30 protein-coding genes and 1 pseudogene are annotated in these 24,776 nt (G+C 69.3%); 5 read left to right on the forward strand and 26 right to left on the reverse strand.

Annotated elements, in window-relative coordinates:
- Positions 1–51 precede the first annotated feature (51 nt).
- The 7 genes from E3O60_RS10675 to E3O60_RS10705 form a co-directional block, all read right to left on the reverse strand.
- Positions 52–546: a MepB family protein gene (locus E3O60_RS10675; protein WP_240632289.1), complete on the reverse strand. Its 495-nt coding sequence runs from the start codon at positions 544–546 to the stop codon at positions 52–54.
- Positions 543–1,631 carry a sulfate/molybdate ABC transporter ATP-binding protein gene (locus E3O60_RS10680; protein ID WP_134408510.1) on the reverse strand — a complete coding sequence of 363 codons (1,089 nt, stop codon included), beginning with the start codon at positions 1,629–1,631 and terminating at the stop codon, positions 543–545. Before E3O60_RS10680 ends, E3O60_RS10675 begins: the two co-directional genes overlap by 4 nt.
- Positions 1,628–2,422 (reverse strand): ABC transporter permease, encoded by a 795-nt coding sequence (locus E3O60_RS10685; protein ID WP_088457539.1) that lies wholly within the window; start codon positions 2,420–2,422, stop codon positions 1,628–1,630. The genes E3O60_RS10680 and E3O60_RS10685 overlap by 4 nt, the downstream gene beginning before the upstream one ends.
- A gap of 4 nt (positions 2,423–2,426) precedes the next feature.
- On the reverse strand, positions 2,427–3,212 hold the full coding sequence (gene modA / locus E3O60_RS10690; protein ID WP_088457538.1) for a molybdate ABC transporter substrate-binding protein: 786 nt from the start codon (positions 3,210–3,212) through the stop codon (positions 2,427–2,429).
- Positions 3,209–3,613, reverse strand: a complete 405-nt coding sequence (locus E3O60_RS10695; RefSeq protein ID WP_088458155.1) for a molybdopterin-binding protein — start codon at positions 3,611–3,613, stop codon at positions 3,209–3,211. Before E3O60_RS10695 ends, modA begins: the two co-directional genes overlap by 4 nt.
- Positions 3,614–3,710: 97 nt before the next feature.
- Positions 3,711–3,959, reverse strand: a complete 249-nt coding sequence (locus tag E3O60_RS10700) for a hypothetical protein (RefSeq protein ID WP_088457537.1) — start codon at positions 3,957–3,959, stop codon at positions 3,711–3,713.
- Positions 3,956–4,948, reverse strand: a complete 993-nt coding sequence (locus E3O60_RS10705) for an epimerase (RefSeq protein WP_134408513.1) — start codon at positions 4,946–4,948, stop codon at positions 3,956–3,958. Before E3O60_RS10705 ends, E3O60_RS10700 begins: the two co-directional genes overlap by 4 nt.
- A 162-nt stretch (positions 4,949–5,110) precedes the next feature.
- On the opposite strand from E3O60_RS10705, the gene E3O60_RS10710 reads away from it, so the two are divergent.
- Entirely contained in the window at positions 5,111–5,521 is a 411-nt protein-coding gene (locus E3O60_RS10710) for a low molecular weight phosphatase family protein (RefSeq protein ID WP_088457535.1), read from the forward strand.
- Here E3O60_RS10710 and E3O60_RS10715 read toward each other — a convergent pair.
- From E3O60_RS10715 to E3O60_RS10775, 13 genes are all read right to left on the reverse strand, one after another.
- The gene (locus tag E3O60_RS10715; protein WP_088457534.1) at positions 5,518–6,753 is read right to left on the reverse strand and encodes an RNA polymerase sigma factor; all 1,236 of its coding nucleotides are present in this window, start codon (positions 6,751–6,753) and stop codon (positions 5,518–5,520) included. The genes E3O60_RS10710 and E3O60_RS10715 overlap by 4 nt on opposite strands.
- A 26-nt stretch (positions 6,754–6,779) precedes the next feature.
- Positions 6,780–7,205, reverse strand: coding sequence for a YciI family protein (locus tag E3O60_RS10720; RefSeq protein WP_088457533.1), 426 nt, complete (start codon positions 7,203–7,205; stop codon positions 6,780–6,782).
- 93 nt (positions 7,206–7,298) lie between these two features.
- The gene (locus tag E3O60_RS10725) at positions 7,299–8,105 is read right to left on the reverse strand and encodes an HAD family hydrolase (protein ID WP_134408514.1); all 807 of its coding nucleotides are present in this window, start codon (positions 8,103–8,105) and stop codon (positions 7,299–7,301) included.
- A 5-nt stretch (positions 8,106–8,110) separates the two neighbouring features.
- Positions 8,111–9,271, reverse strand: coding sequence for a cysteine protease StiP family protein (locus E3O60_RS10730; RefSeq protein ID WP_166788826.1), 1,161 nt, complete (start codon positions 9,269–9,271; stop codon positions 8,111–8,113).
- Positions 9,268–10,686, reverse strand: a complete 1,419-nt coding sequence (locus tag E3O60_RS10735; RefSeq protein ID WP_134479541.1) for a phosphoribosyltransferase domain-containing protein — start codon at positions 10,684–10,686, stop codon at positions 9,268–9,270. Before E3O60_RS10735 ends, E3O60_RS10730 begins: the two co-directional genes overlap by 4 nt.
- Positions 10,683–11,873: an HpcH/HpaI aldolase/citrate lyase family protein gene (locus E3O60_RS10740; protein ID WP_134498045.1), complete on the reverse strand. Its 1,191-nt coding sequence runs from the start codon at positions 11,871–11,873 to the stop codon at positions 10,683–10,685. Before E3O60_RS10740 ends, E3O60_RS10735 begins: the two co-directional genes overlap by 4 nt.
- Before the next feature lie 6 nt (positions 11,874–11,879).
- Positions 11,880–12,623: a hypothetical protein gene (locus E3O60_RS10745; protein WP_088457529.1), complete on the reverse strand. Its 744-nt coding sequence runs from the start codon at positions 12,621–12,623 to the stop codon at positions 11,880–11,882.
- A 3-nt stretch (positions 12,624–12,626) separates the two neighbouring features.
- Positions 12,627–13,178 (reverse strand): TerD family protein, encoded by a 552-nt coding sequence (locus tag E3O60_RS10750; RefSeq protein ID WP_103431390.1) that lies wholly within the window; start codon positions 13,176–13,178, stop codon positions 12,627–12,629.
- Positions 13,175–13,687 (reverse strand): hypothetical protein, encoded by a 513-nt coding sequence (locus E3O60_RS10755; protein ID WP_134408516.1) that lies wholly within the window; start codon positions 13,685–13,687, stop codon positions 13,175–13,177. The genes E3O60_RS10750 and E3O60_RS10755 overlap by 4 nt, the downstream gene beginning before the upstream one ends.
- Before the next feature lie 33 nt (positions 13,688–13,720).
- Positions 13,721–14,923 carry a toxic anion resistance protein gene (locus tag E3O60_RS10760; protein WP_088457526.1) on the reverse strand — a complete coding sequence of 401 codons (1,203 nt, stop codon included), beginning with the start codon at positions 14,921–14,923 and terminating at the stop codon, positions 13,721–13,723.
- 51 nt (positions 14,924–14,974) lie between these two features.
- Positions 14,975–15,553 carry a TerD family protein gene (locus tag E3O60_RS10765; RefSeq protein ID WP_088457525.1) on the reverse strand — a complete coding sequence of 193 codons (579 nt, stop codon included), beginning with the start codon at positions 15,551–15,553 and terminating at the stop codon, positions 14,975–14,977.
- 54 nt (positions 15,554–15,607) lie between these two features.
- Positions 15,608–16,198: a TerD family protein gene (locus tag E3O60_RS10770; protein ID WP_088457524.1), complete on the reverse strand. Its 591-nt coding sequence runs from the start codon at positions 16,196–16,198 to the stop codon at positions 15,608–15,610.
- A gap of 141 nt (positions 16,199–16,339) precedes the next feature.
- Positions 16,340–17,521 (reverse strand): TerC family protein, encoded by a 1,182-nt coding sequence (locus E3O60_RS10775; protein ID WP_134408517.1) that lies wholly within the window; start codon positions 17,519–17,521, stop codon positions 16,340–16,342.
- A gap of 150 nt (positions 17,522–17,671) precedes the next feature.
- On the opposite strand from E3O60_RS10775, the gene E3O60_RS10780 reads away from it, so the two are divergent.
- Entirely contained in the window at positions 17,672–18,166 is a 495-nt protein-coding gene (locus E3O60_RS10780) for a MarR family winged helix-turn-helix transcriptional regulator (protein ID WP_103431394.1), read from the forward strand.
- Between the two features lie 12 nt (positions 18,167–18,178).
- On the opposite strand, the gene E3O60_RS10785 is transcribed toward E3O60_RS10780, so the two are convergent.
- The 4 genes from E3O60_RS10785 to E3O60_RS10800 form a co-directional block, all read right to left on the reverse strand.
- Positions 18,179–18,556 carry a CrcB family protein gene (locus E3O60_RS10785; RefSeq protein ID WP_088457521.1) on the reverse strand — a complete coding sequence of 126 codons (378 nt, stop codon included), beginning with the start codon at positions 18,554–18,556 and terminating at the stop codon, positions 18,179–18,181.
- Complete coding sequence (locus E3O60_RS10790) at positions 18,553–19,011, reverse strand: CrcB family protein (protein WP_134408518.1); 459 nt, start codon at positions 19,009–19,011, stop codon at positions 18,553–18,555. Before E3O60_RS10790 ends, E3O60_RS10785 begins: the two co-directional genes overlap by 4 nt.
- Positions 19,011–19,757, reverse strand: coding sequence for a 2,3-bisphosphoglycerate-dependent phosphoglycerate mutase (locus E3O60_RS10795; protein WP_088457519.1), 747 nt, complete (start codon positions 19,755–19,757; stop codon positions 19,011–19,013). Before E3O60_RS10795 ends, E3O60_RS10790 begins: the two co-directional genes overlap by 1 nt.
- A 92-nt stretch (positions 19,758–19,849) precedes the next feature.
- Positions 19,850–20,323: a universal stress protein gene (locus E3O60_RS10800; protein ID WP_134498047.1), complete on the reverse strand. Its 474-nt coding sequence runs from the start codon at positions 20,321–20,323 to the stop codon at positions 19,850–19,852.
- Between E3O60_RS10800 and E3O60_RS10805 the strand changes: the two genes are divergently transcribed.
- From E3O60_RS10805 to E3O60_RS10815, 3 genes and pseudogenes are all read left to right on the forward strand, one after another.
- Positions 20,288–22,171, forward strand: a complete 1,884-nt coding sequence (locus E3O60_RS10805) for an alpha-galactosidase (protein ID WP_255455315.1) — start codon at positions 20,288–20,290, stop codon at positions 22,169–22,171. The genes E3O60_RS10800 and E3O60_RS10805 overlap by 36 nt on opposite strands.
- Positions 22,172–22,217: 46 nt before the next feature.
- Complete coding sequence (locus E3O60_RS10810) at positions 22,218–23,048, forward strand: MerR family transcriptional regulator (protein ID WP_241993245.1); 831 nt, start codon at positions 22,218–22,220, stop codon at positions 23,046–23,048.
- Positions 23,049–23,201 (forward strand): annotated as a pseudogene (locus E3O60_RS10815) (RidA family protein); the annotation flags it as partial.
- Positions 23,202–23,249: 48 nt separating this feature from the next.
- Here E3O60_RS10815 and E3O60_RS10820 read toward each other — a convergent pair.
- Together E3O60_RS10820 and E3O60_RS10825 are read right to left on the reverse strand one after the other, a co-directional pair.
- Positions 23,250–24,101 (reverse strand): siderophore-interacting protein, encoded by an 852-nt coding sequence (locus E3O60_RS10820; protein ID WP_134479530.1) that lies wholly within the window; start codon positions 24,099–24,101, stop codon positions 23,250–23,252.
- 55 nt (positions 24,102–24,156) lie between these two features.
- Positions 24,157–24,627, reverse strand: a complete 471-nt coding sequence (locus E3O60_RS10825) for a hypothetical protein (RefSeq protein WP_134479529.1) — start codon at positions 24,625–24,627, stop codon at positions 24,157–24,159.
- Between the last annotated feature and the right edge of the window lie 149 nt (positions 24,628–24,776).

Genomic DNA, 24,776 nt, shown 5'->3' on the forward strand with positions numbered 1-24,776 from the left:
GTCGCATCGCCACGACACCAGCGCGCCTGCCCCGTGCCGGTGCGTGCGGGCTCAGGGGTCGAGAAGTTCACGCAGCCGCTCGAGGTCGACGCCGTCGCTGGTGTCGAGGAAGAACGCGCCCTGCCACGCCTGGGTGCGGATGGCCTGGGCGTTGCTGGTGCGCGACCACGGTGGATAGACCCTGAAGCCGCGTTTGCCGCCCTGGCCCGCCACCGACACGATGCCGTGACGCTGCAGCGCGGAGCGCGGGAATACGAACTGACCGGAGTGCAGCCCCTCCCGGGTGAGGATGACCAGGTGGTCGACGTCGTCGACCGGGAAAGGTTCGGTCGAACCGGTGGGCGATCGCTGCCAGACGGCGACGAACAGGCCGACCTTGCGGGGCGTCACCCGGCCTACCCGGAACCGCAGGCGTCGAGTTCCGATCCGGGCAACGGCGCCGCCGTAGTCCACGTTGTCGATGTCGTTCTCGGCGGCCGCAGTCTCCGAATGACCGCACAACGACCCGAACAGGGCCATGGCCCCTGACACGTCCGGGTGGATCACGACGACGTGGTCCGGTCGGAGGGCACGGTGGGGTACAGCGTGGCGGCGGCCGTCGCAAACGAGAACCAGACCGGGGAGCCCACGGCGGCGTCGAGCTGCGCGGCCTCCTTCGGGCTGACGTCCGCGGCCAGCACGGCGCTCCGTGCCCGAACAAAGTCGCCCCGGGGCTCGAGGTCGATCAGTTCGGCTCGCACGCTGCTGAGCTGCGAATCGGCCGGCGGGTCGATCGACACCGACACTGCGCCCGGACGGACCGCCAAAGACAGCGGTGCCCCGTCGGCCACGCCCGGCTCGGGGATGTTCGCGACTGGGGCCGCGGCATCCGCCGTGATCAGGTTGGTGCCCCGGCGCACACCGGTGAGCAGGTTCAGGCCCGCCAGACCGGCCGCGAAGGCGCTGCGCGGCCGGTCGAAGACCTCGGCCGGGGTGCCCTGGTCGACGATCCGGCCGCCCTCGACGATCACCACGCGGTCGGCCAGGGTGTAGGCGTCGAGCACATCGTGGGTCACGATCAGCGCGCTGCGGCCGGCCAGCACGCGGCGCAGCATCCGCCGCACCGCCGGCGCCACCGAGATGTCCAGGGCGGCCAACGGTTCGTCGAGCAGCAACAGGCCGGGGTCGGATGCGAGGGCCCGCGCCACCGCGATCCGCTGAGCTTGCCCGCCGGAGAGCTCGGCCGGGCGCCGGGCGGCCAGCTGTTCGGCATCCACTTCGCGGAGCCAGTGGGTCGCGATCTGGCGAGCCCGGCCCGAGGGCGCTCCCGCGCTGCGGGGGCCGAAGGCGACGTTGTCGAGCACGCTCAGATGCGGGAACAGCAGCGCCTCCTGGGCGAGCAGGGAGACACCGCGCTGGTGTGGGGGCCGCCAGGTGCGGGGGCGACGCCCGGCGCCCGGCAGGTCGAACAAGACGGTGCCGTTCAGCTCGCAACGCCCGGAGTCGGGGGTGACCAGCCCGGCGATGGTGCCCAGCAGGGTGGACTTGCCGGCGCCGTTGGGCCCCAGGATCGCGACGGTCTCGCCGGCCGCCACGTCCAGGTGCAGGCTGACGTCGCGGTCGGCGACGTGCAGGTCGAGGGAGAAGGTCACGAGAGCGCCCGTGCCCGACGGCGGGAGGGCTCACCGGTGCGATGGGCGAGGCTGACGATGATGACGGCCACGACCACCAGCACCAGTGACAGCGCCACGGCGGTGTCCGGGTCGGTCTCCCGCTGCAGGTAGATCTCCAGCGGCAGGGTGCGGGTGGTGCCCTGCAGGCTGCCGGCAAAGGTGAGGGTGGCGCCGAACTCGCCCAGTGCCCTGGCGAACGACAGCACGGCGCCCGACAGCACGGCCGGCAGCACCAGGGGCAGGGTGATGCGGCGCAGCACCGTGGTGGGGCTGGCGCCGAGGGTGGCGCCGACGGCTTCGTACCGGCTGCCCACCGTGCGCAGGGCGCCCTCCAGGCTCAGCACCAGGAACGGCAGGGCGACGAAGGTCTGCGCGATCACGACGGCGGTGGTGGAGAAGGCGATCTCGATGCCCAGGAGTTCGAAGGTCTTGCCCAACAGTCCCCGGCGGCCGAAGGTGTAGAGCAGCGCGATGCCGCCGACGACCGGGGGGAGCACGAGGGGGAGCAACACCAGCGAGCGGAGCACCTTCTGCCCCCAGAAGTCGGTGCGGGCCAGGACCAACGCCATCGGCACGCCGAAGACTACACACAACGCGGTCGCCGCCAGCGAGGTGCGCAGACTGAGAAGCAGCGCGGCGACCGAGGACTCCGAGCTGATCAGCGGAACGAACTCGGTCCAGTTCACCCTGAGCACCATCGCCACGAGCGGCAGTAGCACGAAGACCGCGCCGAGGCCGGCCACGGCGAAGACCCAACGGGGAACCGTCATGAGATCACGCCGCCCCGAAGCCCGCGGCGCGCAGCACGGCGGCGCCGGCGCTGCCGGTGACGTAGTCGACGAACGCCCGGGCCACGTCAACGGATGCCGAGCCGGTCACGGGCACGATCGGGTAGGTGTTGACGGCGCTGGCGGCCTCGGCGAACTCGATGCCCTCGACCGCGGCGCCCGCGGCGGCGACGTCGGTGACGTAGACCAGGCCGGCGTCCGCTTCACCCGAGGTGACCTTGCCGAGCACATCGGTGACGGATGATTCTTCGCTCACCGGGCTGAGCGTGACCCCCGCGCTCGCGGCCACGGTCTCGGCCGCGGCGCCGCAGGGTACCTCGGGGGCGCAGGCGACGAGCCTGACGTCGGGTCTGGTCAGGTCGGTGAGGTCGGTGATACCCGCGGGGTTGCCCGGCGGCACCGCGATGGTCAGGACGTTGGTGGCGAAGTCCACGGGCTCGCCGTCGCCCAGCGCCGCATCCGTGAGCCTGGCCATGTTATCGGTGTCTGCCGAGGCGAAAACGTCGGCCGGGGCGCCCTCGATGATCTGGGTGACGAGGGCGGAGGAGCCGGCGAAGTTCAGCACCACCGTGGTGCCCGGGTTGGCGGCTTCGAAGGACGCGGCCAGCTCGGTGAAGGTGCCCTGCAGCGACGCGGCGGCGTAGACCGTGATGTCGCCCCCGAGCGCGGCGGCGGAGCCGGTCGGTGACGGGGTCGCGGACCCGCATCCGGTGAGGGTCAGGCTGATCACGACTGCGGTCGCGAGGCTGCGGGTGACGCGGGCCACGGTCAGACTCGCCCCTGGGGTGTTTCGACGATGACCGTCGTGGCCTTGACCACGGCGATGGCGACCGAGCCGAGTTCCAGGCCGAGTTCGCGTACGGCTTCACTGCTCATCAGCGAGACCACGCGGTGCGGGCCGCACTGGATCTCAACCTGGGCCATCACGGTGTCCATCACGATGTCGGTCACGAGGCCCACGAACCGGTTGCGGGCGGACCGGCCGATTCCGGACGGATCCTCCGGGAGCACCGCGTTAGTGCGCGCCAGCTGGGCCAGCGCCAGGCCGTCGACCACGGTGCGGGACGAGGCGTCCTTCGAGCTGGGCAGCACGCCGTTGTCGATCCACCGGCGCACGGTATCGTCGCTGACACTCAAGAACGCGGCCGCGTCTTTGATGCGTATCTGAGGCATGAAAAACACTCTAGCTCCGATTTCGCGGAGTGACGTGCGGCTGTGACCCGCATCCGCAATTCGGTGGGGACTGGACGATTCGGCGCGGGGCTGCTGCCTAGTTGGAGCGACGCGGGCGGCGGCGGCGAAAACGCGGCTTCCTGCGGGGCTGGGCGGCGGACGGCTCGTCCCCGCCCGGGCGCGGAAGCAGGACGGGCAGGTGCGCCACCGACGATGTCGCGGAGCCGGGGCCGATGTTCAGCGCGTCGACGATCACCAGAGCCGTTTTGAGGGTCGCCTGGACGATCCTCCGCGCGACGCGGACTGCCACGGCGGTGACGGAGCCGCGGGCACGATTCCCGGTCATGGTCGTGCCGATCTAGCGACCACATCGTAGATGGCCGGCTCGAGTTCAGGCCAGGCAAACCGGTATCCGGCGGCGACCAGGCGTTCCGGTTCCACCCAGCGGCTCTTGAGCACCAGCTCGGGTTCGGTGCGCAGCAGCCACATGGCCGGTTCCAGCATCCAACGGAACGCCGGCAAGCCGAGCCTGGCGCCCACCCGGCGGCGTAGCGTCGCCATGAGCGTGCGGTTGTCGCTGGGGTGCGGCGCGGCCAGGTTGACCGGCCCGGCGAGTCCGTCGTGGGCGACGATGAACCGAATGGATGCCATGACATCGTCGATGTGGATCCAGCTGAAGCGCTGCCGCCCGCGGGAGTGATGGGTCGGCGCCGTGCCGTCTCCGCTCGGCTGAGTGCCGATGCCGCGGTAGCGCCGGTGCGGGAACCACCGCCCGTCGACCTGCGGCCCACCCAGCCCGAGGCGTGCCAGGCGCGCGAGAATCGCGGTGGCGGGACCGTCACCGAGCACGATGGCCATCCGCAGCGCCACCCGGCGGGTGCCGGGCAGGACACCGGCGAAGAGCTCGTCCTCCCAGTTGCGGGCGATGTCCGCCGAGAAGCCGGAGCCGATCTCGCCGTGGGTCTCGGTCATCGGGCGGTCCATCGCGTATCTGTAGATGGTGGCGGTGCTCGCGTTCAGCCACACCCGCGGCGGCCGCGCGCTCGTCTGGATGGCCTCGCGGAGCTGCCGGGTGGTGTTGACCCTGGAGTGCAGGATCTCGGTGCGGTTGCGGTCGGTGTACCGGCAGTCGACACTCTTGCCGGCCAGGTTGATGACCAGGGCGGAACCGTCGATCAGCTCCCGCACGGCGGTGTCGTCGTCCCAGCGCGCGTCGGGCCCGGTGCGGCCGATGCGGGCGACCTCGTAGCCCTGGTCGCGGAGCTCGCGAACGAGTCTCTGGCCGATGAACCCGGATGCCCCGGCTACCACTGCGCGTTCTCTGGTGTCCCCCACGGGTTCAGCCTACGAGGTGCGGGTGCGGGCCGGTCGCCACGATCTGCGGGTGCCGCGCCGGTATGCGGGTGGCGCGCCACCCGCATACCGGCGCCTGCCCCGCATAGTTCGGTGGGCACCCGCACGGACCGGTGCGCAAGCCGCGGTGGGTACGATTGCGGCATGACCGAGACCCGTATCCCATCCGTTCTGTTCGTCTGCCAGAAGAACGGTGGGAAGTCGCAGATGGCGGCCGCACTGATGAGGGCAGCGGCGGGGGACGGTGTCGAGGTGTTCTCGGCGGGAACGAAGCCCGCGGCGGCCCTGAACGCTCAGTCCGTGGAGTCACTGGCCGAGCTGGGAATCCGCGTCGGAGACGAGCAGCCGAAGGCCATCACCGCGTCCATGGTGGCCGCTGCCGACGTCGTCGTGATCCTCGGGTCTGAGGCGCAGGTCGATGAGGTGGCCGGAACGAGGTTCGAGACGTGGATCACGGACGAGCCCTCCGAGCGCGGCATCGAGGGCATGGAGCGCATGCGACTGGTCCGTGACGACATCCGCGCCCGCGTCGACGAGCTCCGCGCCCGCCTCTAGCCCTGCGCGTCGGCCTTGGCGAGCAGGACGTCACGTTCCCGCGTGTTCGCGGTGAGGGCGGCGGCCGTGAGGAACTCGGCCCGGGCCTCCTGGGCGCGGCCGAGCCGGGCCAGTAGTTCGCCGCGCACACTCGCCAGCAGGGCCGAACCACGCAGGGCGCCGTCGTCGGCGAGGTCGTCGACGATGCGCAGTGCGGATGCGGGACCGGTCGCCATGGCCACCGCTACCGCGCGGTTGAGCTCAACCACCGGGTTCGGCGCGATCCGGCCGAGTGCCTCGTAGAGCAACACGATCCGGTCCCAGTCGGTGTCCGCCACGCTGGGGGCCCTCGCGTGGCACTGGGCGATCGCGGCCTGCAGGGCGTAGCTGCCCCGGCCGCGGCCCAGCGCGTCGGCGCGGGCGAGGGCGGCCTGCCCACGGGCGATCTGGCCGTGGTCCCAGCGACGGCGGTCCTGATCGGCCAACAGGATGGGCGTGCCGTCGGCGCGCACCCTGGCGCCGAACCTGGAGGCCTGCAGCTCCATCAGGGCCACCAGCGCGTGCGCCTCGGGCTCCCGCGGGGTGAGACCGGCGAGTACCCGAGCAAGCCGCAGCGCCTCGTTCGCGAGGTCGGTGCGCAGCCAATGGTCGCCGGACGTGGCCGCGTAACCCTCGGTGAAGATCAGGTAGACCACCCCGAGCACGGCGCCGAGCCTGGACCGCCACTCGCTCGGGTCGGGCACCTCGAAAGGCACCCCCGCCGCGGCGAGGGTCTTCTTGGCCCGCAGGATGCGCTGCTGGATGGTGGCCACCGGCACCAGGAACAGCCGGGCGATCTCCTCGGTGGTGAGGCCGCCGATCAGCCGCAGCGTCAGCGCGACCTGAGCCTCGCGGGCGAGCACCGGGTGGCAGGCGATGAATACCAGCCGCAGCACGTCGTCATCGATCGGTTCCCCAGCATCCGCGGCGGTGCCGATGCCCACCAGATCATGGGCCATCGCCCGGTACCTCTCATCGAGGCGTTCGCGTCGCCGCCAGGTGTCGATGGCCTTGCGCTTGGCGACGGCCGTGAGCCAGGCCCCGGGGTTCCGGGGGATGCCCGCCTCCGGCCATTGCCTGAGCGCGTCGACCACCGCTTCCTGGGCGAGATCCTCGGCCAGCACCACATCGTTGGTCATCTTCGCGAGCGTGGCGACGATCCTGGCGCCCTCGATGCGCCAGACCGCGTCCACGGTGCGCCGCGGATCGGCCATGACCCCAGCCTGCCGGCCGAAGCCCGCTAGACCTGGCCGCTCTCGGCGCGCCAGAGCTCCTGCTGCGCAAGGATCGGGTTGTCGGCCGCCTCACCGAAATCGCTCATCTCGGTGACCCGGCGTACCTCGAGCTTCGACCCCGGTCCGAGCGGGCACCGGCTCGCCCACTCGATGGCCTCCTCCTTCGACGCGACCTGGATCATCCAGAAGCCGCTGAACAGCTCGTGGGTTTCGCCGTAGGGGCCGTCGGTCACGATGGGTGGGTCTGCGGCGAAGTCGACCACAAAATTGTCGGCCATCGAGTCGGCCAGACCGTCGCCGGCGAGCATTACGCCGGCCTTGACCAGGGCCTCGTTGTATGCACCCATCTTCTCGATGATCTGATTGATGTCCGCCGTGTCGTAGTCCTGACGGGCCGCTTCGGTTGCTCGCATGATCAGCATGTACTTCATCGGGTTCTCCTCACTCGTGGAGGGCGCCGAGTGCGTCCCTCTACATGATGCGTCGAACGGGGCGGGCCTGGATCGACAGGACGGGAAAGAAATTCAGCTCGACAGCACCTGCCGGGTGATTGAGTGCAGCAGTTCCTCCCCGGCCAGGATGCCCCGCCGGGCGGTCACGGCCAGGTTGTGCCTGGTGAAGGCCGCGTCATGCAGCTCGCCGTGCGCCGGCCGGAAGGCGAAGTGCGCCTCCTCCAGCATCCGCTGGTCGAGGAGCGAGTCGCCGGCGGCCAGCACCGTGGGGGCGCCGAGCCAGCGGTGCACCTCGGCTACGGCGGCGCTCTTGTTCACGGCTTCCGGCACACAGTAAAGCTTGCGTCCCTGCACGGAGACGGTCCAGCCGAGCGCCCGGCACCGCACGTGCAGCCCGGCGATCCAGTCCGCGGGCATCGCCTCCCGGTCGATGATCGCGTAGGTGAACAGGTCCTCCGCGGTGTGCACCCGCACAATCCACTCCCCGGCGGCCGGATCCTCGAGCAGGGCCCTGACCTCGGCCAACGGAGCCGCTTCCGCGCCCAACCGGGCCTGCAGTGTGTGCGACCACGCCGGATCGACCTCACCGTCGACCAGGATCGTGCCGCCGTTAGTGGTGATGGCGAAGCGCGGCACCGACCCCGGCAGCTGCACCCGGCTGTACTGGGCGACGGTGCGGGTGGTGACCGGCACGAACGTGGCGGTCGCGGCGAGGTCGAGCAGAAGCTGCTCGGCGGCGCGCGTCATGAACGAGATCGGCACGCCCTGATAGACCTCGGAGACGACGATCGGTGGAGCCTGGGCGTCGGTCGTCTCGAGCCAGAAGGCGCGCGATGAGTAGATGAGGGTGCGGTCGAGATCGCAGGCGACCAGGGGCATGCCGGTCACTGTGCACCCGCAATCCCGCGACCGGGCCGAATGAGCCCGACACAGCTGTACGGCAGGTCGGGAACGACCTCGATCGGGACGCCGCGCTGCTCGGCCAGCAGCAGCACGTGCGCGACATCCGCCACGGCATCCGCCCGCACCAGCACCTTCCAGGGCACCCGGCGCAGCAGGACCCGGGTGGTCTCGCCGACTCCCGGCTTGACCAGGTTCACATCGTTGATGCCGTACTCGGTGCTGATCTTCTCGACAGCCTTCCAGCCGACCCACGACGGGGTGCGGTCCTCGCCGCTCGCCGCCGCGACTCCGGCGGCGACGTCGGCGGCGACATCGGTGAAGTAGCCGCAGACGGTGTCGAGAAAGTCGCCCGAGACGTCGTTGGGGCTCAGCTCGGCGTAGAACTTGGCGCCGTGGAACTCGTCCTCGCCGATCAGATCCCGGTTGAAGACGGTGCGGGACACGAGCCCGGACACCGTGGAGTTCAAGCAGGCGGACGGGATCAGGTAGTCCTCGCGGGTGCCGTGGATGGTGACGCAGTGTCCTGGGTCGGCCAGCACTGCCAGGTCGTCCCTGAAGAACACACCGTCGGTCCGGCCGAACAGGGCGATCGCCGCGGACAGCTCCCGCGCGATGGCGCCCTTGCCGGTCCAGCCGTCGACGAAGATGATCTGCTCCGGATCGTGGTGGGCGGCGAGGTAGCGCAGGGCGGTCTGGTCCAGCCCCACGCCGCGCACGATGCTCATCGTGTAGTGCGGCACGTCGATCCCGCGCGCCTGCTGGGCCCAGCGCCGCATCAGGATGCCGATCGGGGTGCCGGCCCGGGCGAGGGAGACGAACACCGGCCGGTCACCGCGGGCGGCGAGGGCCAGGTCGGTGACGACGCCGACGGCTACAGCGAGCCGGCGGCCGGAACGCTGAAGCGCCTCCCGGTAGAGCGCCTCGTATTCCGGCGACGGCAGGTACTCGATGGGTAACGACTCGGCGTAGTTCGCCGCCCCGGTCTGGATGGCGTGCTCGCGTTCCTCGGCCGGTGCCTCGAGGGCAACGCCCTGCAGGTCCTGCAGCAGCCAGCTCACGTCCTCGGCGGCGTATGAGCCGAAGGCGGGGCCGCTGAGCGGATGCGGCAGCACGGCCGCCGGCGGGAGAGGGCTGGTGGTCACGGGGTGGGTATCCCATCGGTGGGGGCTGAAGCGGTCAGGAGCACGACCACGATGCGGTCGCTCACGCGGCGGAGGGCGTCGATCACGCCGTCGGCACCGGTCAGCCGGGCGGGGTCGGTGCCGGGTTCCGGTATGAACACCACGGTGCCGAACCGGCGATGGCCGGCGGTGAGGTTGTAGGCGAATCGCACGCCGTCGCCGTCGGAGGTGGTGTCGTGGCTGCGGAAACTGATGGCGCTTCTGATCGGGTAGTCGGCCGCATCGAGGGCGGCGATCGGCGATCGGGTGCTGGTGGAGAACCTGACGAACAGCGGCGTGGCGGCGCGTCCGAGCTCGTCCGCGGTCAGCATCGGCAGGGCGATGAACTCTTCCGAGCCCAGGACCAGGACCCCGCGGTCGTCCGCGGTCGCCTCCCCGGCGGGGAGCAGGGCGGCCACACGATCGGCGACCGCCGCGGCGAGGGCGGCGTCCGCGGGCGCCATGGTGCCGAATCGGGCGCTTCGCAGCGGGGCGAGGTCGGTGCAGTCGAGCAGGTGCACCTCGCCGGCAGCGGCGGGCGCCGGGGTGATGACGGGCATCGACTCGATCATCCGGCCGGCACGGGGAAGCACGTCGGCGGGGAGCCCGATCGAGCCGGCGGCCAGGCAGACCACGGAGATGCGGGTGCCGAGCGTGGTCGCCAGCTCGTCGAAACGGCCGAGGTCGGCGGGGGACCGCAGGTCGATCAGCGAGGCGATCACCCAGTGCGATTGCGGGATGAGGGCATGCAGCGCCGTGATCGTGTTGATCACCGTGGTGCCGGTGCTCAGTTCGTCGTCGACCAGAATCGTCGTGCCGCCCGCGCGCAGCCAGTGCGGGTCTGTCGGCAGCAGGGCATGGTCGGTGGCGTGGGAGTGTTCCTCGGCGAAGCCGGCGAACGGGGTCGCCCCGGCCGGCGCGTGCCGGGTCGAGTGCAGGTAGTAGGCGCCGAGGGCGTCCGCGACGAGCTGGCCGAGGCCGGTGGCTGTCTCGGCGTAGCCGAACGTCACGACGTCCGGTTGCGGCGCCGTCGCGGCGCGGATGTCGCGGCGGAGGTCCGTCAGATTGCGGTGGGCCTGGGCCAGGGATTCGGCATCCGTCGACTCGGCCTTCTCGGCCAGCCGGGCCACCAGAACAGCGAATCGGTCGCCCAACTCGTTCGCGGCCGGAGGGTAGCCGCCGGTGATGACCGCGGAGACGAGCAACCCGAGCAGTTCCCCGGCCGCCAGGGCGATGCCGGGCACCGTCGGCACGTGTTTGGCGAGCACCGTGGAGACGAGCAGGTGGGCGCGCTTGGGGTTGTGGCGGAGGGCGATGCCGACGAGTTCGTCGACGCCGAGGATGCTCCGGGTGTGGTCGGTGGCCACGTGGATGTCGAGGGCCGTTGCCACCGTCACCGCATGCTCGCTTCGAGGAGGTCGACGAAGGTGGTGGACTCCGAGGCCACCCCGAAGGCGTCGGCGCGCAGCATCGTCTTGTGCGCCCACGCGGAGTGCGGCTTGGCCTCGTTCATCTTGTTGCCGTACGGGGACGCGCTGGCTCCGCCGCCCACGTTGTCGAGAATGACCGCGGCGTCGAGGAACTCCTCGTGGCTCACGACAGACAGGGCGTGCACGACCGACACGTGGGTGGGGTGGATCACGGTTTTACCGAGGAGCCCGTTGGCCTGGTCGAGGGAGATCTCGCGGATCAGCCCGTCCAGGCCGCCCAGCATCAGCCGGTGCCGGAGTTCTCTCTCGTTGGCTTCGACGAACGGGGTCATACGCAGCTGCGGTCGGAGGATGCGCTCGGTCTCATAGTGCTCCCACACCGTGCCGGTGATCACAAAACTGTCGTCTGACCGGCCCAGCACGTTCACGATGTCGGAGATCATCGAGGCGACCACCTTGACGTCGTACACCGTGAGGTCGCGCGAGCGGCGCAGCCCGAAGGCGCTGGACAGGTCGGTCGCGCCGATGCGCGCGGCCAGCACGTCCTCGCGGTTGTCGTGCAGAATCGTGCGGATCGACGCGAGCGCCGAGGTACGCGTCTCGCTGTGGATCATGTTCGGAGACTCGAGAATGGGCATCAGTCGCAGCCGTTGGCCGCCCCGCGAGCCGTCGGCGCCGCTCTGCCGCTGGATCTCGCGGAGCGCAACAAAGAAGCCCTCGGCATAGCCGGTTTCGTTCTCGAACTTGGGGACCACGAATCCGCTGAGCAGAGCCAGGCCCGCACCGCAGGACTCGGCCACCCGCAACATCTGTTCCGGGGTGCGCACCCGCACGAAGAGCAGGGGGAGGGCGGTATCAGGCTTGTCCGTCGCGGTGCGGTGCAGGGCTCTGATCGCTTCGGCGACGTTGATTTCCGCGCCATCCACTGCGCTGTCGGCAATCGAGTCCTCGAGGCAGAGCACCATGCTGACGCAGCCGCGAGAGGCCTGTTTGATGACGTCGTCGGCGATAGCGGGACGGTCGCCGGGGCAGTAGAGCGTGGCGCCGAGGAACGCGGCGAGCAGCGGGGCGGGCGAGTCGACCGAGATTTCCTGGGGCCGCCGGTGGAACAGCTGGTCGGTCTGGGAGTCATCGAGGAAGGCGAAGTGGCGCATGGGGGATTATCGGCTCCGGGACTCTCGAGTAGCGACGTGGGGGGTGAGGGTGAAACCGAACTGGCTCAGAATCGCTTCGTCAGACGCCGTGCGGTCCACGGGTTCCGCCCGCAATTCGATGAGGTTACCGACCCTCAGCAAACAGAGGATGAACATCCGTGAGTCGTCACCCCGAGCGGTCGTGACCGTGGAGCCGTCGAAGATCTGCACGCCGAGGGTGTGCGGTCCGCGTGCGATGAACAGGGCGCGTCGCAGCCTCTGCAAGTGGCGCAGGGAGACGATCGCATCGGCCTCGTCGAATCCCACCAGCGGCCGATTGCCGGCTGTCGTCACGGGAGTGCCGGCGGTGTCGCCTGCAGCGCTCTCCGAGCCGGTCACCCGGTCGGCGTCCTCCCACGCGGCGAGGTCGGCGCCGCTCACGATGAGGCTGCCCACAGCGGACTCGCGGGCGTTGAGCCGGAGTACCGGCTCGTTCTCGCCCAGCTCGCGAACCTCGTCGATCGAGGGGGCCGGGAAGGGAAGCGAGTCCGGCGAGACGGTGGCCGGCGCCGTCGCGACGGATCCCGGGCGGGCCGGTGAAGCTGCTGTGCCGGTCGTCGCGGGGGCGAGAGACAACCCGGCGGATGCGGCCCGACGAGGTTCCGGCTCGGTGGCGGCGGCATCGCGCGCGACGGCGGTCGGCGCTGCGGGCTTGACGCGGCGGCGCAGGAACCCAATGTCGGTGCGGACCGGGGAGCTGTTCAGTGCCACCGGTCAGAGGTCGATCCGGAAATCGGCGGCGACCCCGCGCAGGCCCGTCGAATAGCCCTGGCCGAGGGCACGGAACTTCCAGTCGTCACGGTGGCGGTAGAGCTCGCCGAACATCAGCACGTCCACGGTGCGGTACTCGCCGGCCGGGAGAACAAAACGCACCAGCTCGCGGTTGTCGCGGGTGGCCACCCGGACGTACGCGGAACGGACCGAGGAGAAGTTGCCGGCGCCCCGCACGTCGGGGTCCACGTAGACGACGAACACGATCTTCGCGACCTCGGCGGGCACCCTGGCGAGGTCGACGTCGATCTCTTCGGTGTCCAGGTCGTCGCGGAAACCGACGGAGCCGTCCTGGCTGACGATCTGGTTGAAGAACACGAGATGGTCGTTGGAGAGCGACTTGCCCTGGGCGTCACACAGGATGGCCAGGGGCACGAGCTCGGACTGCGGACCGCGGCTGGGGATGATCTCCCATCCGAAGCCGATCATCAGCTCGGTGAGCCCCGGGTTCTCGGCGGTCAGGGCGGCGTTGGCCCCCGGAATCAGTGAGGTCATCGTCCGTCCAGCGTGAGGGTGGGAGCCGCGAACTTGTCGGCCAGGAAACGCCCGTGGGTGGAGAGCTCCGCGATGGCGCCGATGCGAATCTGGTTGAGCAGGTCGCCGATGGTTTCTTCGAGGATCCCGAGTTGGGCCGAGAACTGCAGGGTGGCAGCGGAGGTGTTGGTGCGTTCGGGCTCTGGCAGGGCGAGGTAGGCCCGCAGCGGGGTCGGCAGGTAGTCCCGGATCATCGCATCGAGCAACACGCGCTGCTCGGTCGAGGCGTTCTGGGCGGCGACCATTTCGATGACGCGACGGAGCAGGTCGTCGATCTGGGCGAGCCTGGAGGTGAGCAGGGTGGGCAGTTCGCCCCCGGAGCTCCGAACGGCTGCGCGCAGATGGTCGAGGGCGCGCCGTGTCGCTTCATCCTCGGATTCCACGACGCCGGCCGGCTCCACGGCCGCGGAGGGGGCATCCGTCGTCGCCGGACCCTTGAACAGAGAGTCTACGAACTTGCCGAACGCCATGCCCTCACCGTCCTCGTTACGTTGCCCGATTGTCTAGCGTAGCTCGCGCTGTTCCCCCTGCTTGCTGCGTTCCAGGTACGGCTTCGCCTTCTGCAGTCCTGTTTCGAGAGCCGAGACCGTGCCCTCCATGTTTTTGGCAGCAGCGGCGCGGAAGGTGTCGATCGCGTCCATGGTGGCGAACACGTTGTCGAAGGCCTTCTGCAGCGTCTCGACACTCACTCCGGAGTTCGACGCCTGCTCGTGGATGCGCACGGTCTGGTCCTTGAGCATCTCGCTGGTCTTGAGGATCATGTTGTTGGTGGTGGTGTTGATCGCGTCGATCTGGTCGAGCACCATCTTCTGGTTGGCCAGGGCCTGCGCCACGATGACGGCCGTGCGGAGCGCCGCGATGGTCGTCGTGCGCGCCCGGTCGACACCCTTGATGAGTTCCAGGTTGTTCTTGCGGATGAGGTCCATCGCCAAGTAGCCCTGCACCGACACGGCGAGCTGGGTGAGGATGTCCTGGTGCCGCTGGCGGATCGGGAAGAGCACGTCGGCCTCGAGCTTCTGTGCTTCGTCGATGCGACCGGCGGACCGCGAGGCGTCGATCTTCTCGACGGTGGCGTTGTCCAGGGCTTTGGCGAAGACCGCGTACTCGCTCAGCGTCTGCATGGTCTCCCAGAGCTGTACCTTCTCACCGGCCAGCGACGCGTTGTCCTTGAGGAGTTCGTCCTGCCCGCTCATCAGCGACTTGATGATCGCGTCGAGCTGGGTCTGCGCTGACTCGTACTTCTGGAAGTACTTCGCCAGCTTGTTCCCGCCGGGGATGAAGCCCAGGATCTTGCGTCCCATTCCGAGGTCGGCGTCGTTGGGCGTGAGGTCCTCAACGGTCGAGCGCAGCTCGCCGAGAGTGTTCGCCACGGTGATCTGCGCGCTGTTGCCGGTGCGCTTGGCGCCGGCGACCGAAGTCGACGAGCGCTCGAGCATGCGGGTGGAGTAGCCGCTGGACTGCACCATCTCGGCGCTCGCGAGGCCGGAGATGCCCTCGATCTTCGCGCTGAACTCGGGGGTCCGCGGATCCAGGGACGAGACATCCGCCACGAACTCCCGCGCCTGACGGGCGATCTCCTGCTGCCGCTCGGCCGGAACCGGCACCATGCCGGGCGCGTCGTCCGCCACCACGATGTCCGGTGCATCCGGCGCTTTCAGCACCAGGGCCAGCTCGGAGGCGTCCGGGGGAGAGAGGGGTGAACTCATGCGTGGTCCTGTCTGATTCTGGTGCGGCGGGCGGCGACGAGCGTGGGCCGGTTAGTCGAGGGAGATGCCGAAGTCGGTGGCGATGCCCGCGAGTCCGGTGGTGTAGCCCTGGCCGACGGCCTTGAACTTCCAGTCGGTGCCGTTGCGGTAGACCTCGGCGAACAGCATGGCGGTCTCGGGTGCCGCGTCCTCGCTCAGGTCGAACCGCACGATTTCCTGATCGTCCTGGTCGACGATGCGGCAGTACGCCCCGCGCACCTGGCCGAAGTTCTGGCGGCGTGCGTCGGCCTGGTCGATCGAGACCACGATCACCACGCGGGAGACGTCGCTGGCCACCTGACGCAGGTCGATGTTGATCTGCTCGTCGTCGCCGTCCCCGGCTCCCGACCGGTTGTCACCGAGGTGCACAACCGACTTGTCTGCCGAGGCAGGCTGGTTGTAGAAGATGAAGTCGGCGGAGGAACGCACCTTGCCGTTGTCGCCGATGAGGAGCGCGGAGGCGTCCAGGTCGAAGGCTTCGCCGCTGGTGGTGCGCGGGTCCCAACCCAGGCCGACAGTCGCGACGGTGAGTCCGGGGCTGACCTTGGTCAGCGAGAGGTTGTTGCCTTTTGCGAGTGTCAGACCTGCCATGGGAATTTTCTCCTTGTGTGTATGGGGTGGGTGAACGGCCGTGCGGTGGCGCGGTTAGAGGACCTTCGCCGCCGCGGTGAGCAGGTCCATGGCCGAACGGCCGGTGGCGCGCTCGCCGATGGCCTTGAAGGTCCAGCCGGTGCCGTCGCGGGAGACCTTCGACATGATCATGGCGGTGTGCGGGCCGCTGTCGGTCAGCTGGTAGCGGGCGACCTCGGGGGTGCCGGCGGACGAGTCGTCGACGAGGCGGCTGAACGCGTTCTCGACGAGGTCGAAGGTCTGCTGGCTGTAGCTGCTGATGACGAAAACGATCTGCGAGACCGCCGCGGACACCTGGGCGAGGTCGACGAGGATGGTTTCGTCATCGCCGTCGCCGGCCCCGGTCAGGTTGTCGCCGGTGTGGCGGGTCGAGCCGTCCTTGCTGCTGAGCTGCTGGAACCAGACGGTGTCGAGGACCTTGCCGGCGGCGTCGAAGAAGATCGCCGATGCGTCGAGGTCGACCTCTGCGGCCTTGCCGCGACCGAACAGACCGCGCTTGACGGGGGCGGCGCTGTCCCAGCCGAGGCCCATGCGGACCTTCGAGAGGCTGCCGCCATCCGCCTTGGTCAGCGAGAGCGACTGGCCCTTTGACAAGCTCAAACCCATTGTGTACTCCTTCGTATGACGTTTTGTGTTGGTCAGCGCCAGTGCGCGCCCAGTCTAGAGGCCGCCGGCACGGAAAATCCTGTATGGAGCGGGCGGCGAGGCGGCGACAACCGCGCGTCGCCGCCCGCTCCGGGGGTGGTGCTACTGCGCGACGCCGGCGTGGGCGTTGTGCGCCTCGGCCAGCAGCGCCTGCAGCTCTTCGTCTTCGGCGGCACGAGCCCGGTGCTTGGGGGTGAGCAGGCCCAGGGCGCGTTCGTGGGCGACGACGAGAGCGTAGGTTTCGTCGCGCGTCTCACCCTTGCCGCTGAAGTCGCCGGTCAGGTACTTCTTGGCCGAAGCCTTGCTGAGCGCGATCGCGCTGTGCGCGCGGCCGGCCGGGCTGACGAGCGAAGCGATGACCGTGACCGTGAGAACACCGATGATCACGGCGAGCGAGACGCCGGTGCTGATCTCGAAGACCGGGACGTGCTCGCCGCCGTTGATGAACGGCAGTGTGTTCTCGTGCAGGGCGTGCAGCACGAGCTTGATGCCGATGAAGCCGAGGATCGCGGCCAGGCCGTAGCTGAGGTAGATCAGGCGGTCGAGCAGGCCGTCGATGAGGAAGTAGAGCTGGCGGAGGCCCATGAGCGAGAACGCCGTCGCGGTGAAGACGATGTAAACGTTCTGGGTGAGGCCGAAGATCGCGGGCACGGAGTCCAGCGCGAACAGGAGGTCGGTGCCACCGATGGCGACCATGACGAGAAGCATCGGCGTCATGACCTTCTTGCCGTTCTCCATGGTGAAGAGCTTGTCGCCGTCGTACCGCTCGGTGGTGTGGAACAGGCGCTTCGCCAGCCGGATGATGAAGTTGTCGGCCTCGTCGCTCTCGGCTTCGGGCTTCAGCAGCTTGACCGCGGTGTAGATGAGGAATGCGCCGAACAGGTAGAACAGCCAGGCGAACGAGTTGATCAGCGCCGCGCCGAGGAAGATGAACCCGGTGCGGGCGATCAGCGCGAAGACGATGCCGAAAAGGAGCACCTTCTGCTGGTCGGCGCGAGGCACCTTGAAGCTGGCCATGATGATGAGGAAGACGAAGAGGTTGTCGACCGACAGCGCCTTCTCGGTGATGTAACCCGCGAAGTACTCGGTACCGAGCGTGGCGCCGCCGAAGAAGAGAACACCGAGCCCGAAGACGATAGCGATGCCCACATAGATGGCGGACCACTTGGCGGCCTCGGGGAGGGTCGGCTCGTGAGCCTTGCGCACGTGGAAGAAGAAGTCGAAGGTGAGCAGGGCGACGATGCCGAGGATCGTGAGGAGCCAGACGTAGCCGGGTATGTCCATGGGTGGTGTTCTCCGCGGGGGTAGTGGTGTGATTAAGTTGGGGTCGCCCAACCATTCGCATCCCAACCGAAAGGTAAGGTAGCTCCACTATGTTAGTTGGATCCGTCCAACTATTCGCACAGCCTCCGAAAAGTCAGGAAACTTTCAGCCATGGTGTACAGCCGGGAAACCGCTCCAACGGTCGGTGAGGCTCTGGAATCGGCCCTGTCGACCATCCTCCGCTGGTCGACGCGCGCCGACAATAAACGGATGCTGCACGATTCGAGCGGTGCCGCCCTCTCCAGCACGGACTCCTGGTTGCTGGAACGCGTCGTCGTCGCCGGGCCGCTGCGGATGTCGAAGCTCGCGGGCTGGATGGCGGTGGACAAGTCCACCATGACCACCGAGATCCGGCGGCTGGAGAAATCCGGACTGGTGAGTCGGCGATCCGATCCGACCGATCGGCGGGGCGTGCTCATCACCGCGACGGAAGAGGGGCGTACCGCCATCGCCCGGCACCGCCAGCTCGCCCAGGACGTGTACGGAACCCTGGTCGGCAAGTGGACTGAAGAGGACCGCACAGAGTTGGCCCGGTTGCTCGGTCGTTTCGTCGACGAGCTCTCCTGGGTGACCGATGCGGTCGCCAGGCACAACGAGTCGATCTGACCTCGCGCTGGGCTACCCGCCCAGGCCCAGCCAGAGGCCCAGGAAGGCGCAGCCCACCGCGAGCGCGAGCATCCCGAGCCCGTTGACCAGCGCCGGAAGGGACCGCCGGTCCTGCGCCAGCCGCACGGTCTCGTAGCTGGCGGTGCTGAAGGTGGTGAAACCGCCCAGCAGGCCGCCGCCGAGTACCAGGTGCCAGGCCTCCGGCAACCACAGCGCCAGGGTGAGGCCGGTGATGAGTCCAAGCAGTAGGGAGCCGACCACGTTGATGAGCAGGGTGCCGACCGGCAGCGTGGTGCGCACCCTGGACTTCACGACGCCGTCGACGACCAGCCGCAGGGTCGCGCCGAGACCGCCGGCCAGCGCCACGGCGACAAAGAGCAGCGGGGTCATTGGGCCGCCGTCCCGCTAGGATTCGGCCGCCGGCCGTGCAGGGCCCCGGCCGCGCCGATCCCGGCCCACGAGGCGGCCGCGCCGATCAGAACCGTGCCCAGCGCGTAGAGCAGGGCGGCGCCGAGTCGACTGTCGGCCAGCAACAGGCCGGTGTCGGTGGCCAGGGCGCTGTAGGTGGTGAAGCCGCCGAGCACGCCGGTGCCCAGCAGCAGCCGCAGCTGCCGGCGTCGGCCTTCGTCTGGGCCGCGGCGGGCCAGGGTCTCCAGCAGCAGCCCGAGCACGAAGGCGCCGACGATGTTGATGCCCACGATCACGACAGCCACCCCCGCGACCGGCGGCACCGAGATCGCCAAGAGCTCGCGCAGCGCGGTGCCGACGGTACCGCCGGCGAAGACGAGGGCGAGGTGCGGCCAACGCAGGTGTACGGGGCGCGACGCGCCGGTCGGGACTGCCATCAGGTGCCGCCGTCGAGGGTGAGGGCGAGCGCGGCCGCCTCGGCACGTGGGGCATCGAGGTACCGCCGGCCGCCGGCCTGGTAGACCAGCGGATGCCCGGTGGGCAGATTGAGTCGGTGGATGGCCGATTTGTCGAGGGTCTCGAGCACGGCGCAATACGCGCGGAGGGAGTTGCCGTGCGCCACGACCAGCACGGTGCGCTCATCCGCCAGGAGCGGCAGCACCCGTTCGGTATGGATCTCGGCCACCCGGGACATCACGTCACGTAACGACTCGCTGCGGGTGAGCGCCCGGGCGGGCAGGCCACGGAACAGGGCCGTGTCGGCGAAGCCGCCAAGCTGCTCGTCGGACATGGCCGGCGGCGCGGTGTCGACCGAGCGGCGCCAGGCCAGGAACTGGGCCTCGCCGACCTCGGCGCGCACATCGTCCTTGTACCGTCCGGTGAGGGCGCCGTAGTTGCGTTCGTTCAGGCGCCAGTCGGTGTGGACAGCGTCGGCCGGCAACTCCAGCGCGGTGGCCACGATGGCACTGGTCTGCCTGGCGCGCTGCAGCGGGGAGACGAGGACGGCATCCGGGACCAGGTCGTGCGCCGTGAGCAGGTCTGCGGCGGCCAGCGCCTCGTCGGCGCCGGACGGTGACAGCTCGGGGTCGAGGATGCCGGTGAAGAGGCCGGCGGCGTTCGCGGTGCTCTGGCCGTGGCGGAGCAGGACGAGTGAAGCACCGCTCGGCCAGCTCGTCACCGTCACCCACCAGTCTCGTCGGCCGGAACCATCAGCGCAGTCGGCGGTTCGAGCGGGTGCTCAGGTGGGATCCATCACCACGCAAAAGGGTACACCGCTCACTCGGACTCCCACGGCACGTCATCGTCGAACGACACCGGCGACAGGGGGACGACGACGACGGGACGGTGCTGCCGGTGCGCCAGGTGCATCGCGATCGAACCCGCGAAGAACTCCTGCAGGCTGCCGCGCACGGTGCCGTCCCTGGTGCCGACCACGATCATCACGGCCCGGAGCGTCTCGGCGAGCTGCCCGAGCGCCCTGGCCGGGTCGCCGGAGAGCTGGCGGGTGCTCCACTCGATGTCCTGGCCGCCCAGGATGCGGGTCAGGCGGGCGGTGAGGTACGGGTCGATGCCCGCGCCGTTGCCCGGTGCGGGTACGTCGGCATGGTCGGATCGCGGATGCCGGCCCGGGTCCACCCAGGCGCAGACCAACTCGGCGTCGAACCGCGCCGCGAAGACAGCGGCCTGCAGCACCACGCCGTCGGCCTGACCTGGATAGACGCCCACCACCACTCGGGCTCGGATGCTCATGGCGCCCAGAGTGACAGAAGACCCTGCACCGCGGTAGGCCCCTGTCCAGGTTGGTTACCAGGTGCTGTCGCCGCGCACCACGGCGTCGTAGCCGCCGTCGATCAGCCGGCCGGTGTGCTCCTGATCAGCCAGACCGTCACCAACAACGGCGCCACCCCGTTCGACCTCACCGAACTCACCACCTGGCTGCCGTTGCCTGACGCCGCCACCGAAACCCTCGACTTCACCGGCCGCTGGTTGAAGGAGCGCCAACCGCAGCGCCGGCCCATCCAGGTGGGCACCTGGGCGCGCGAAATCCGCGAGGGCCGCTCGGGCCACGACTACACGATCGTGCAACTCGCGCTCTCCGACGGCGCCGACTACCAAACCGGTTCGGTGTGGAGCACCGGCCTGCTCTGGAGCGGCAACACCCGGCACCTGGTCGAACGACTCCCGAACGGGCAGACCGCTTTCGGCGCCGGTGAACTCCTGCTGCCCGGCGAATCGATCCTCGCCCCCGGAGCGGGCTACACCGCCCCCACCGTGGCCGCCACGTACTCGGACACGGGCATCGACGGCATGACCGACCGGCTGTACCGCTGGCTGCGGGCGCGGCCGCAGCATCCGACCCGACCGCGCCCGCTGACCCTCAACGTGTGGGAGGCCGTCTACTTCGACCACGACCCGGTCAAGCTCGGCGCCCTTGTCGACGCTGCCGCGGAGGTGGGCGTGGAACGCTTCGTGCTGGACGACGGCTGGTTCCTCGGCCGCCGCAACGACTTCGCCGGTCTCGGCGACTGGATCGTGGACCCCATGGTCTGGCCCGATGGGCTGCGGCCGTTGGCCGACCGGGTGGCCGCGGCGGGCATGGAATTCGGGCTCTGGTTCGAGGGCGAGATGGTCAACGTCGACTCCGACGTCTACCGGGAGCACCCCGAGTGGATCTTCCAGGCCGGCGGGCGGATCCCGCCGGAGGCCCGGCACCAGCAGGTGCTCGACCTCGCTCACCCGGGCGCCTACGCGCACGTGCTCGGCCAGGTCGACGCGATTCTCACCGAGTGCGGCATCAGCTACATCAAGTGGGACCACAACCGGGTGCTCACCGAGCCCGCGCACCTCGGCGTGGCCGGCGTGCGCCGCCAGACCGAGGCGATCTACCGGCTCTTCGACGAGCTCAAGCGCCGGCACCCGCGGCTGGAAATCGAGTCCTGCTCCTCCGGCGGCGGGCGGGTCGACCTGGGCATGACCCAGCACGCAGACAGGTTCTGGACCTCGGACTGCAACGACGCCCTCGAACGCCAATACATTCAGCGCTACACCCAGTTCGCGATCCCGCCCGAGCTGCTCGGCACCCACATCGGCCCGACCCACTCGCACACCACCGGCCGGGTGCACGCCCTGTCCTTCCGCGCGATCACGGCCCTCTTCGGCCACGCCGGGATCGAGTGGGACATCACCGAGGCCGCCCCGGCCGAACGCACCGCCCTCGCCTCCTGGGCCGCCTATTACAAGCAGAAGCGCGCCCTGCTGCACACCGGCAGGGTGGTGCGGGTCGAGCAGGCCGACGACACGGCGTTCGTGCACGGCGTCGTGGCGCAGGACGGCGGCGAGGCCGTGTTCGCCTACGTGCAACTGGCCGCGGCCGGCGGCAGCAACCCGCGACGCATCCTGCTGCCCGGACTCGACCCGGCGGCGCGCTACCAGGTGCGGCTGGTGGAACCGGCCGGAGCGGCGGGCACCACCCAGGCCCAGCAGCCGCGCTGGCTGACCGGGATGGAGAGCACCGGGGCGGCGCTGGCGCAGATCGGGCTTCGGCCGCCGATTCTGTATCCGGAGACCGCCATCCTGATCGAGGTGGACCGGCTCTGACCGGGAGAGCGTGGAGTTGCGCCTATCCGTAGCGTTATGTGGTTCGGTGGACTCACTTCCCGCCCCGCTGAGGAAGGCCCCGCTCATACACTCGTCCCTTATCCCTATTCCACCGCGTCAGGTCACGATCGGTGACGCGGCATCGTTCGTCGGCACCACACCGCGGGCGATCCGTCTCTACCAAGAGATCGGCCTGCTCCCCGAGCCCGAGCGGGGCAGTGACGACCGCCGCTACGGTTACGGAGAGATAATCCGGCTGCTGTGGATCCGCAAAATGGCCGACGCCGGGATCGCCGTGGACGCCATCCGTGACGCCTTTGCTGACCCGGCTCCAACTGGTGCCGACAGCGACTACGACGTCGCCGGCGCCCGGGAACTTGGTCTGCTCCCCGACTTCGTCACCAGCCGCCTCACGAGCCTGCCCGAGGGCTCCCTGCGCCAGGCGGACCTGGACATCCTGCTGGTCACCGAGCGGATCTTCGGCCCGCTCGGTGCGGCCGTCCAAGCCGGCCGATTCATCGCCTTGGCCACCCACCGGGGTCTGCGGGAGGAATCCGACCGCGTTGATACCGCCGAGGAGGCACTCGACGACATGATCGCTGTCGACGACCCCCGCGTGGCACAGGTGGCTGCCGAACAGCACGCCTTCGAACTGGCGCTGCACGCCGTCATCGAAGATTCCGGCCTGGCGCAGGAAGATGACGCGCTCTTCGACTCCTGGGATGCTTTGCACCCCGTAACCGATGAGGACGGGGCGCACGAGTCCATGAGCGCCAACGAAGCCATCGGAATGATGCCCTACGACTGGTCCCCGGCCCGCCTGCGCTGCATGGAATTGGCCGAAGAAATCGCCGCCAACGAGTCATCCGCTTCATAGACCGCCCGGCAGAGCGATCTCGTCGAGGCGTGGACGGTCGTGCGTGACGCCTTCGGCGCGCACGACGCGCCGAGCACCTTGCTGGGCGTGACGGTCCTGGGCTACACCGACCATCTCGTCGAGATCGAAGCTGTCGCCGCGGTGGTCGACTAGCCCTCAGCGGCAGGGGGAGTGCTGAGCTGTTTCACCCGACGGGCGGCGTCATCGACTCAGCGTCGGTGACGGCTCGGGAACGGGGAGGATCTGGCCGACCGGCTCACGCTTCTCGGCCTGGAACCGGTCCTCGGTTCGGCCCTGCGCCCAATACCCCGACAGGGAGAGCTCTGAGCGCTGCACGCCACGCGCCGAGAAGACCTCGCGCAGGCCCTTCATCGCCGAGCGCTCGCCGTGCGCGAATACCTGTGGCCGGCCGGGCAGCCAGGTCGCGGCATCCACCGCGGTGGACAGGTGGCCGGGGTCGGTACCGAACAGCCACTGAATCTGCACCGCGCCGGGAGCGGCCAGGTCCAGGATCTCGCTCGCGCTCGGAACCTGGATGAAGGCCAGTCCCTCAGCCGTGGCGGGCAGCGCTGCCAGGGCGGATGCGATGGCGGGCAGTGCGGACTGGTCGCCGGCGAACAGGTGCCAGGCCGCACCGGGGTCGGGGGCGTAGCCGCCGCCGGGGCCGGAGAAGGACAGGAGGTCACCCGGTTGGGCCGCGTCGGCCCACGGTCCGGCCAGACCCTCAGTGCCGTGCACGACGAAGTCGATGGAGAGGGTGCGCGCGTCGGGGTCCACGTTGCGCACCGTGTAGGTGCGCGTCACCGGAAGGTCCTCCGGGGCGAGGGTTTCGCGCAGGAGGGCGGCATCGAACGGCGGCGTGAGTCCGAGCTCGGGCTTGGCGAAGTGGATCTTCACGTACTTGTCGGTCGCGTCGTTCGTCACGAAGTTCTCGAACTGCTCGCCCGAGAGGACGATTCGCACCAGGTGCGGGCTCAACTGTTCGCGTCGGACGACGGAGAGGGTGATCTGCGGACGGACGGGACGGGCCGGTGCGGCAGTGGGAGTAGACATCGCGGTCCACTCTAAGTTAGGTAACCCTCACTTAGCAATGCCGGGGTGCGTGCTGCTAGCCGAAGCGCAGAATGCGGAATCCCGCAGCGTCCAGGGTTGTGAGGCCGAACCGCTGCCGGAGGGTGCGCTCCTTCTGGCCCGGCACGACGTTCGCGAGCGCCAGGGCCACATGGAACAGGACCTCTGACGCGACCAGGCGCTGCAGCTTCGGGGGCGCGAGCTTGGACCGGCGGCTCTGCACCACGATGATCCGCACGGCGTCCGGCGCGATGTGGTCGTTCAGTTCCCGAAGCAGGGAGGCCGCCTTCACGAGGGAGGACCGCCGGGCATCGCGTTGGATGGCCACCACGACGACACGTGCCGGTTGCGTCGCCGACGCGCGGTCGGTCTCCGGAATCCCCGCTGCGCGTGCGCCGGTCCGCATCACCGTGAGGAGCTCATCGGCATCCCCCTCGAGCAGGATCGGTGCCGTCAGGACGTGTGCTGCAATCGCCCGAAGTTGTTCCGCTCGCCTCTTCCGCGACATGCCGCCCCCTCTGCTGTCCCTCCCATTCTCCGGCACAACAGCCGGGAGCGGCCTGGACAAACGTTTAATGGGAAATAGGCCGCAAATTAGGACCCTGTGGGCAATTCCGTCCTCATGAAGTCACTGTTTCCCACTAAACGTTCGCTCTG

Source organism: Cryobacterium sp. TMB1-7, assembly GCF_004402435.1.
In the GTDB taxonomy this organism is placed as follows: domain Bacteria; phylum Actinomycetota; class Actinomycetes; order Actinomycetales; family Microbacteriaceae; genus Cryobacterium; species Cryobacterium zongtaii.

Excerpts from the sequence above, each read along its gene's own strand:
- E3O60_RS10685 (WP_088457539.1), bottom strand. The coding sequence starts at position 2,422 with ATGACGGTTCCCCGTTGGGTCTTCGCCGTGGCCGGCCTCGGCGCGGTC.
- E3O60_RS10695 (WP_088458155.1), bottom strand. The coding sequence starts at position 3,613 with ATGCCTCAGATACGCATCAAAGACGCGGCCGCGTTCTTGAGTGTCAGC.
- E3O60_RS10700 (WP_088457537.1), bottom strand. The coding sequence starts at position 3,959 with ATGACCGGGAATCGTGCCCGCGGCTCCGTCACCGCCGTGGCAGTCCGC.
- E3O60_RS10710 (WP_088457535.1), top strand. The coding sequence starts at position 5,111 with ATGACCGAGACCCGTATCCCATCCGTTCTGTTCGTCTGCCAGAAGAAC.
- E3O60_RS10715 (WP_088457534.1), bottom strand. The coding sequence starts at position 6,753 with ATGGCCGATCCGCGGCGCACCGTGGACGCGGTCTGGCGCATCGAGGGC.
- E3O60_RS10720 (WP_088457533.1), bottom strand. The coding sequence starts at position 7,205 with ATGAAGTACATGCTGATCATGCGAGCAACCGAAGCGGCCCGTCAGGAC.
- E3O60_RS10725 (WP_134408514.1), bottom strand. The coding sequence starts at position 8,105 with ATGCCCCTGGTCGCCTGCGATCTCGACCGCACCCTCATCTACTCATCG.
- E3O60_RS10740 (WP_134498045.1), bottom strand. The coding sequence starts at position 11,873 with ATGCGCCACTTCGCCTTCCTCGATGACTCCCAGACCGACCAGCTGTTC.
- E3O60_RS10750 (WP_103431390.1), bottom strand. The coding sequence starts at position 13,178 with ATGACCTCACTGATTCCGGGGGCCAACGCCGCCCTGACCGCCGAGAAC.
- E3O60_RS10755 (WP_134408516.1), bottom strand. The coding sequence starts at position 13,687 with ATGGCGTTCGGCAAGTTCGTAGACTCTCTGTTCAAGGGTCCGGCGACG.
- E3O60_RS10760 (WP_088457526.1), bottom strand. The coding sequence starts at position 14,923 with ATGAGTTCACCCCTCTCTCCCCCGGACGCCTCCGAGCTGGCCCTGGTG.
- E3O60_RS10765 (WP_088457525.1), bottom strand. The coding sequence starts at position 15,553 with ATGGCAGGTCTGACACTCGCAAAAGGCAACAACCTCTCGCTGACCAAG.
- E3O60_RS10770 (WP_088457524.1), bottom strand. The coding sequence starts at position 16,198 with ATGGGTTTGAGCTTGTCAAAGGGCCAGTCGCTCTCGCTGACCAAGGCG.
- E3O60_RS10775 (WP_134408517.1), bottom strand. The coding sequence starts at position 17,521 with ATGGACATACCCGGCTACGTCTGGCTCCTCACGATCCTCGGCATCGTC.
- E3O60_RS10780 (WP_103431394.1), top strand. The coding sequence starts at position 17,672 with ATGGTGTACAGCCGGGAAACCGCTCCAACGGTCGGTGAGGCTCTGGAA.
- E3O60_RS10785 (WP_088457521.1), bottom strand. The coding sequence starts at position 18,556 with ATGACCCCGCTGCTCTTTGTCGCCGTGGCGCTGGCCGGCGGTCTCGGC.
- E3O60_RS10790 (WP_134408518.1), bottom strand. The coding sequence starts at position 19,011 with ATGGCAGTCCCGACCGGCGCGTCGCGCCCCGTACACCTGCGTTGGCCG.
- E3O60_RS10800 (WP_134498047.1), bottom strand. The coding sequence starts at position 20,323 with ATGAGCATCCGAGCCCGAGTGGTGGTGGGCGTCTATCCAGGTCAGGCC.
- E3O60_RS10820 (WP_134479530.1), bottom strand. The coding sequence starts at position 24,101 with ATGTCTACTCCCACTGCCGCACCGGCCCGTCCCGTCCGTCCGCAGATC.
- E3O60_RS10825 (WP_134479529.1), bottom strand. The coding sequence starts at position 24,627 with ATGTCGCGGAAGAGGCGAGCGGAACAACTTCGGGCGATTGCAGCACAC.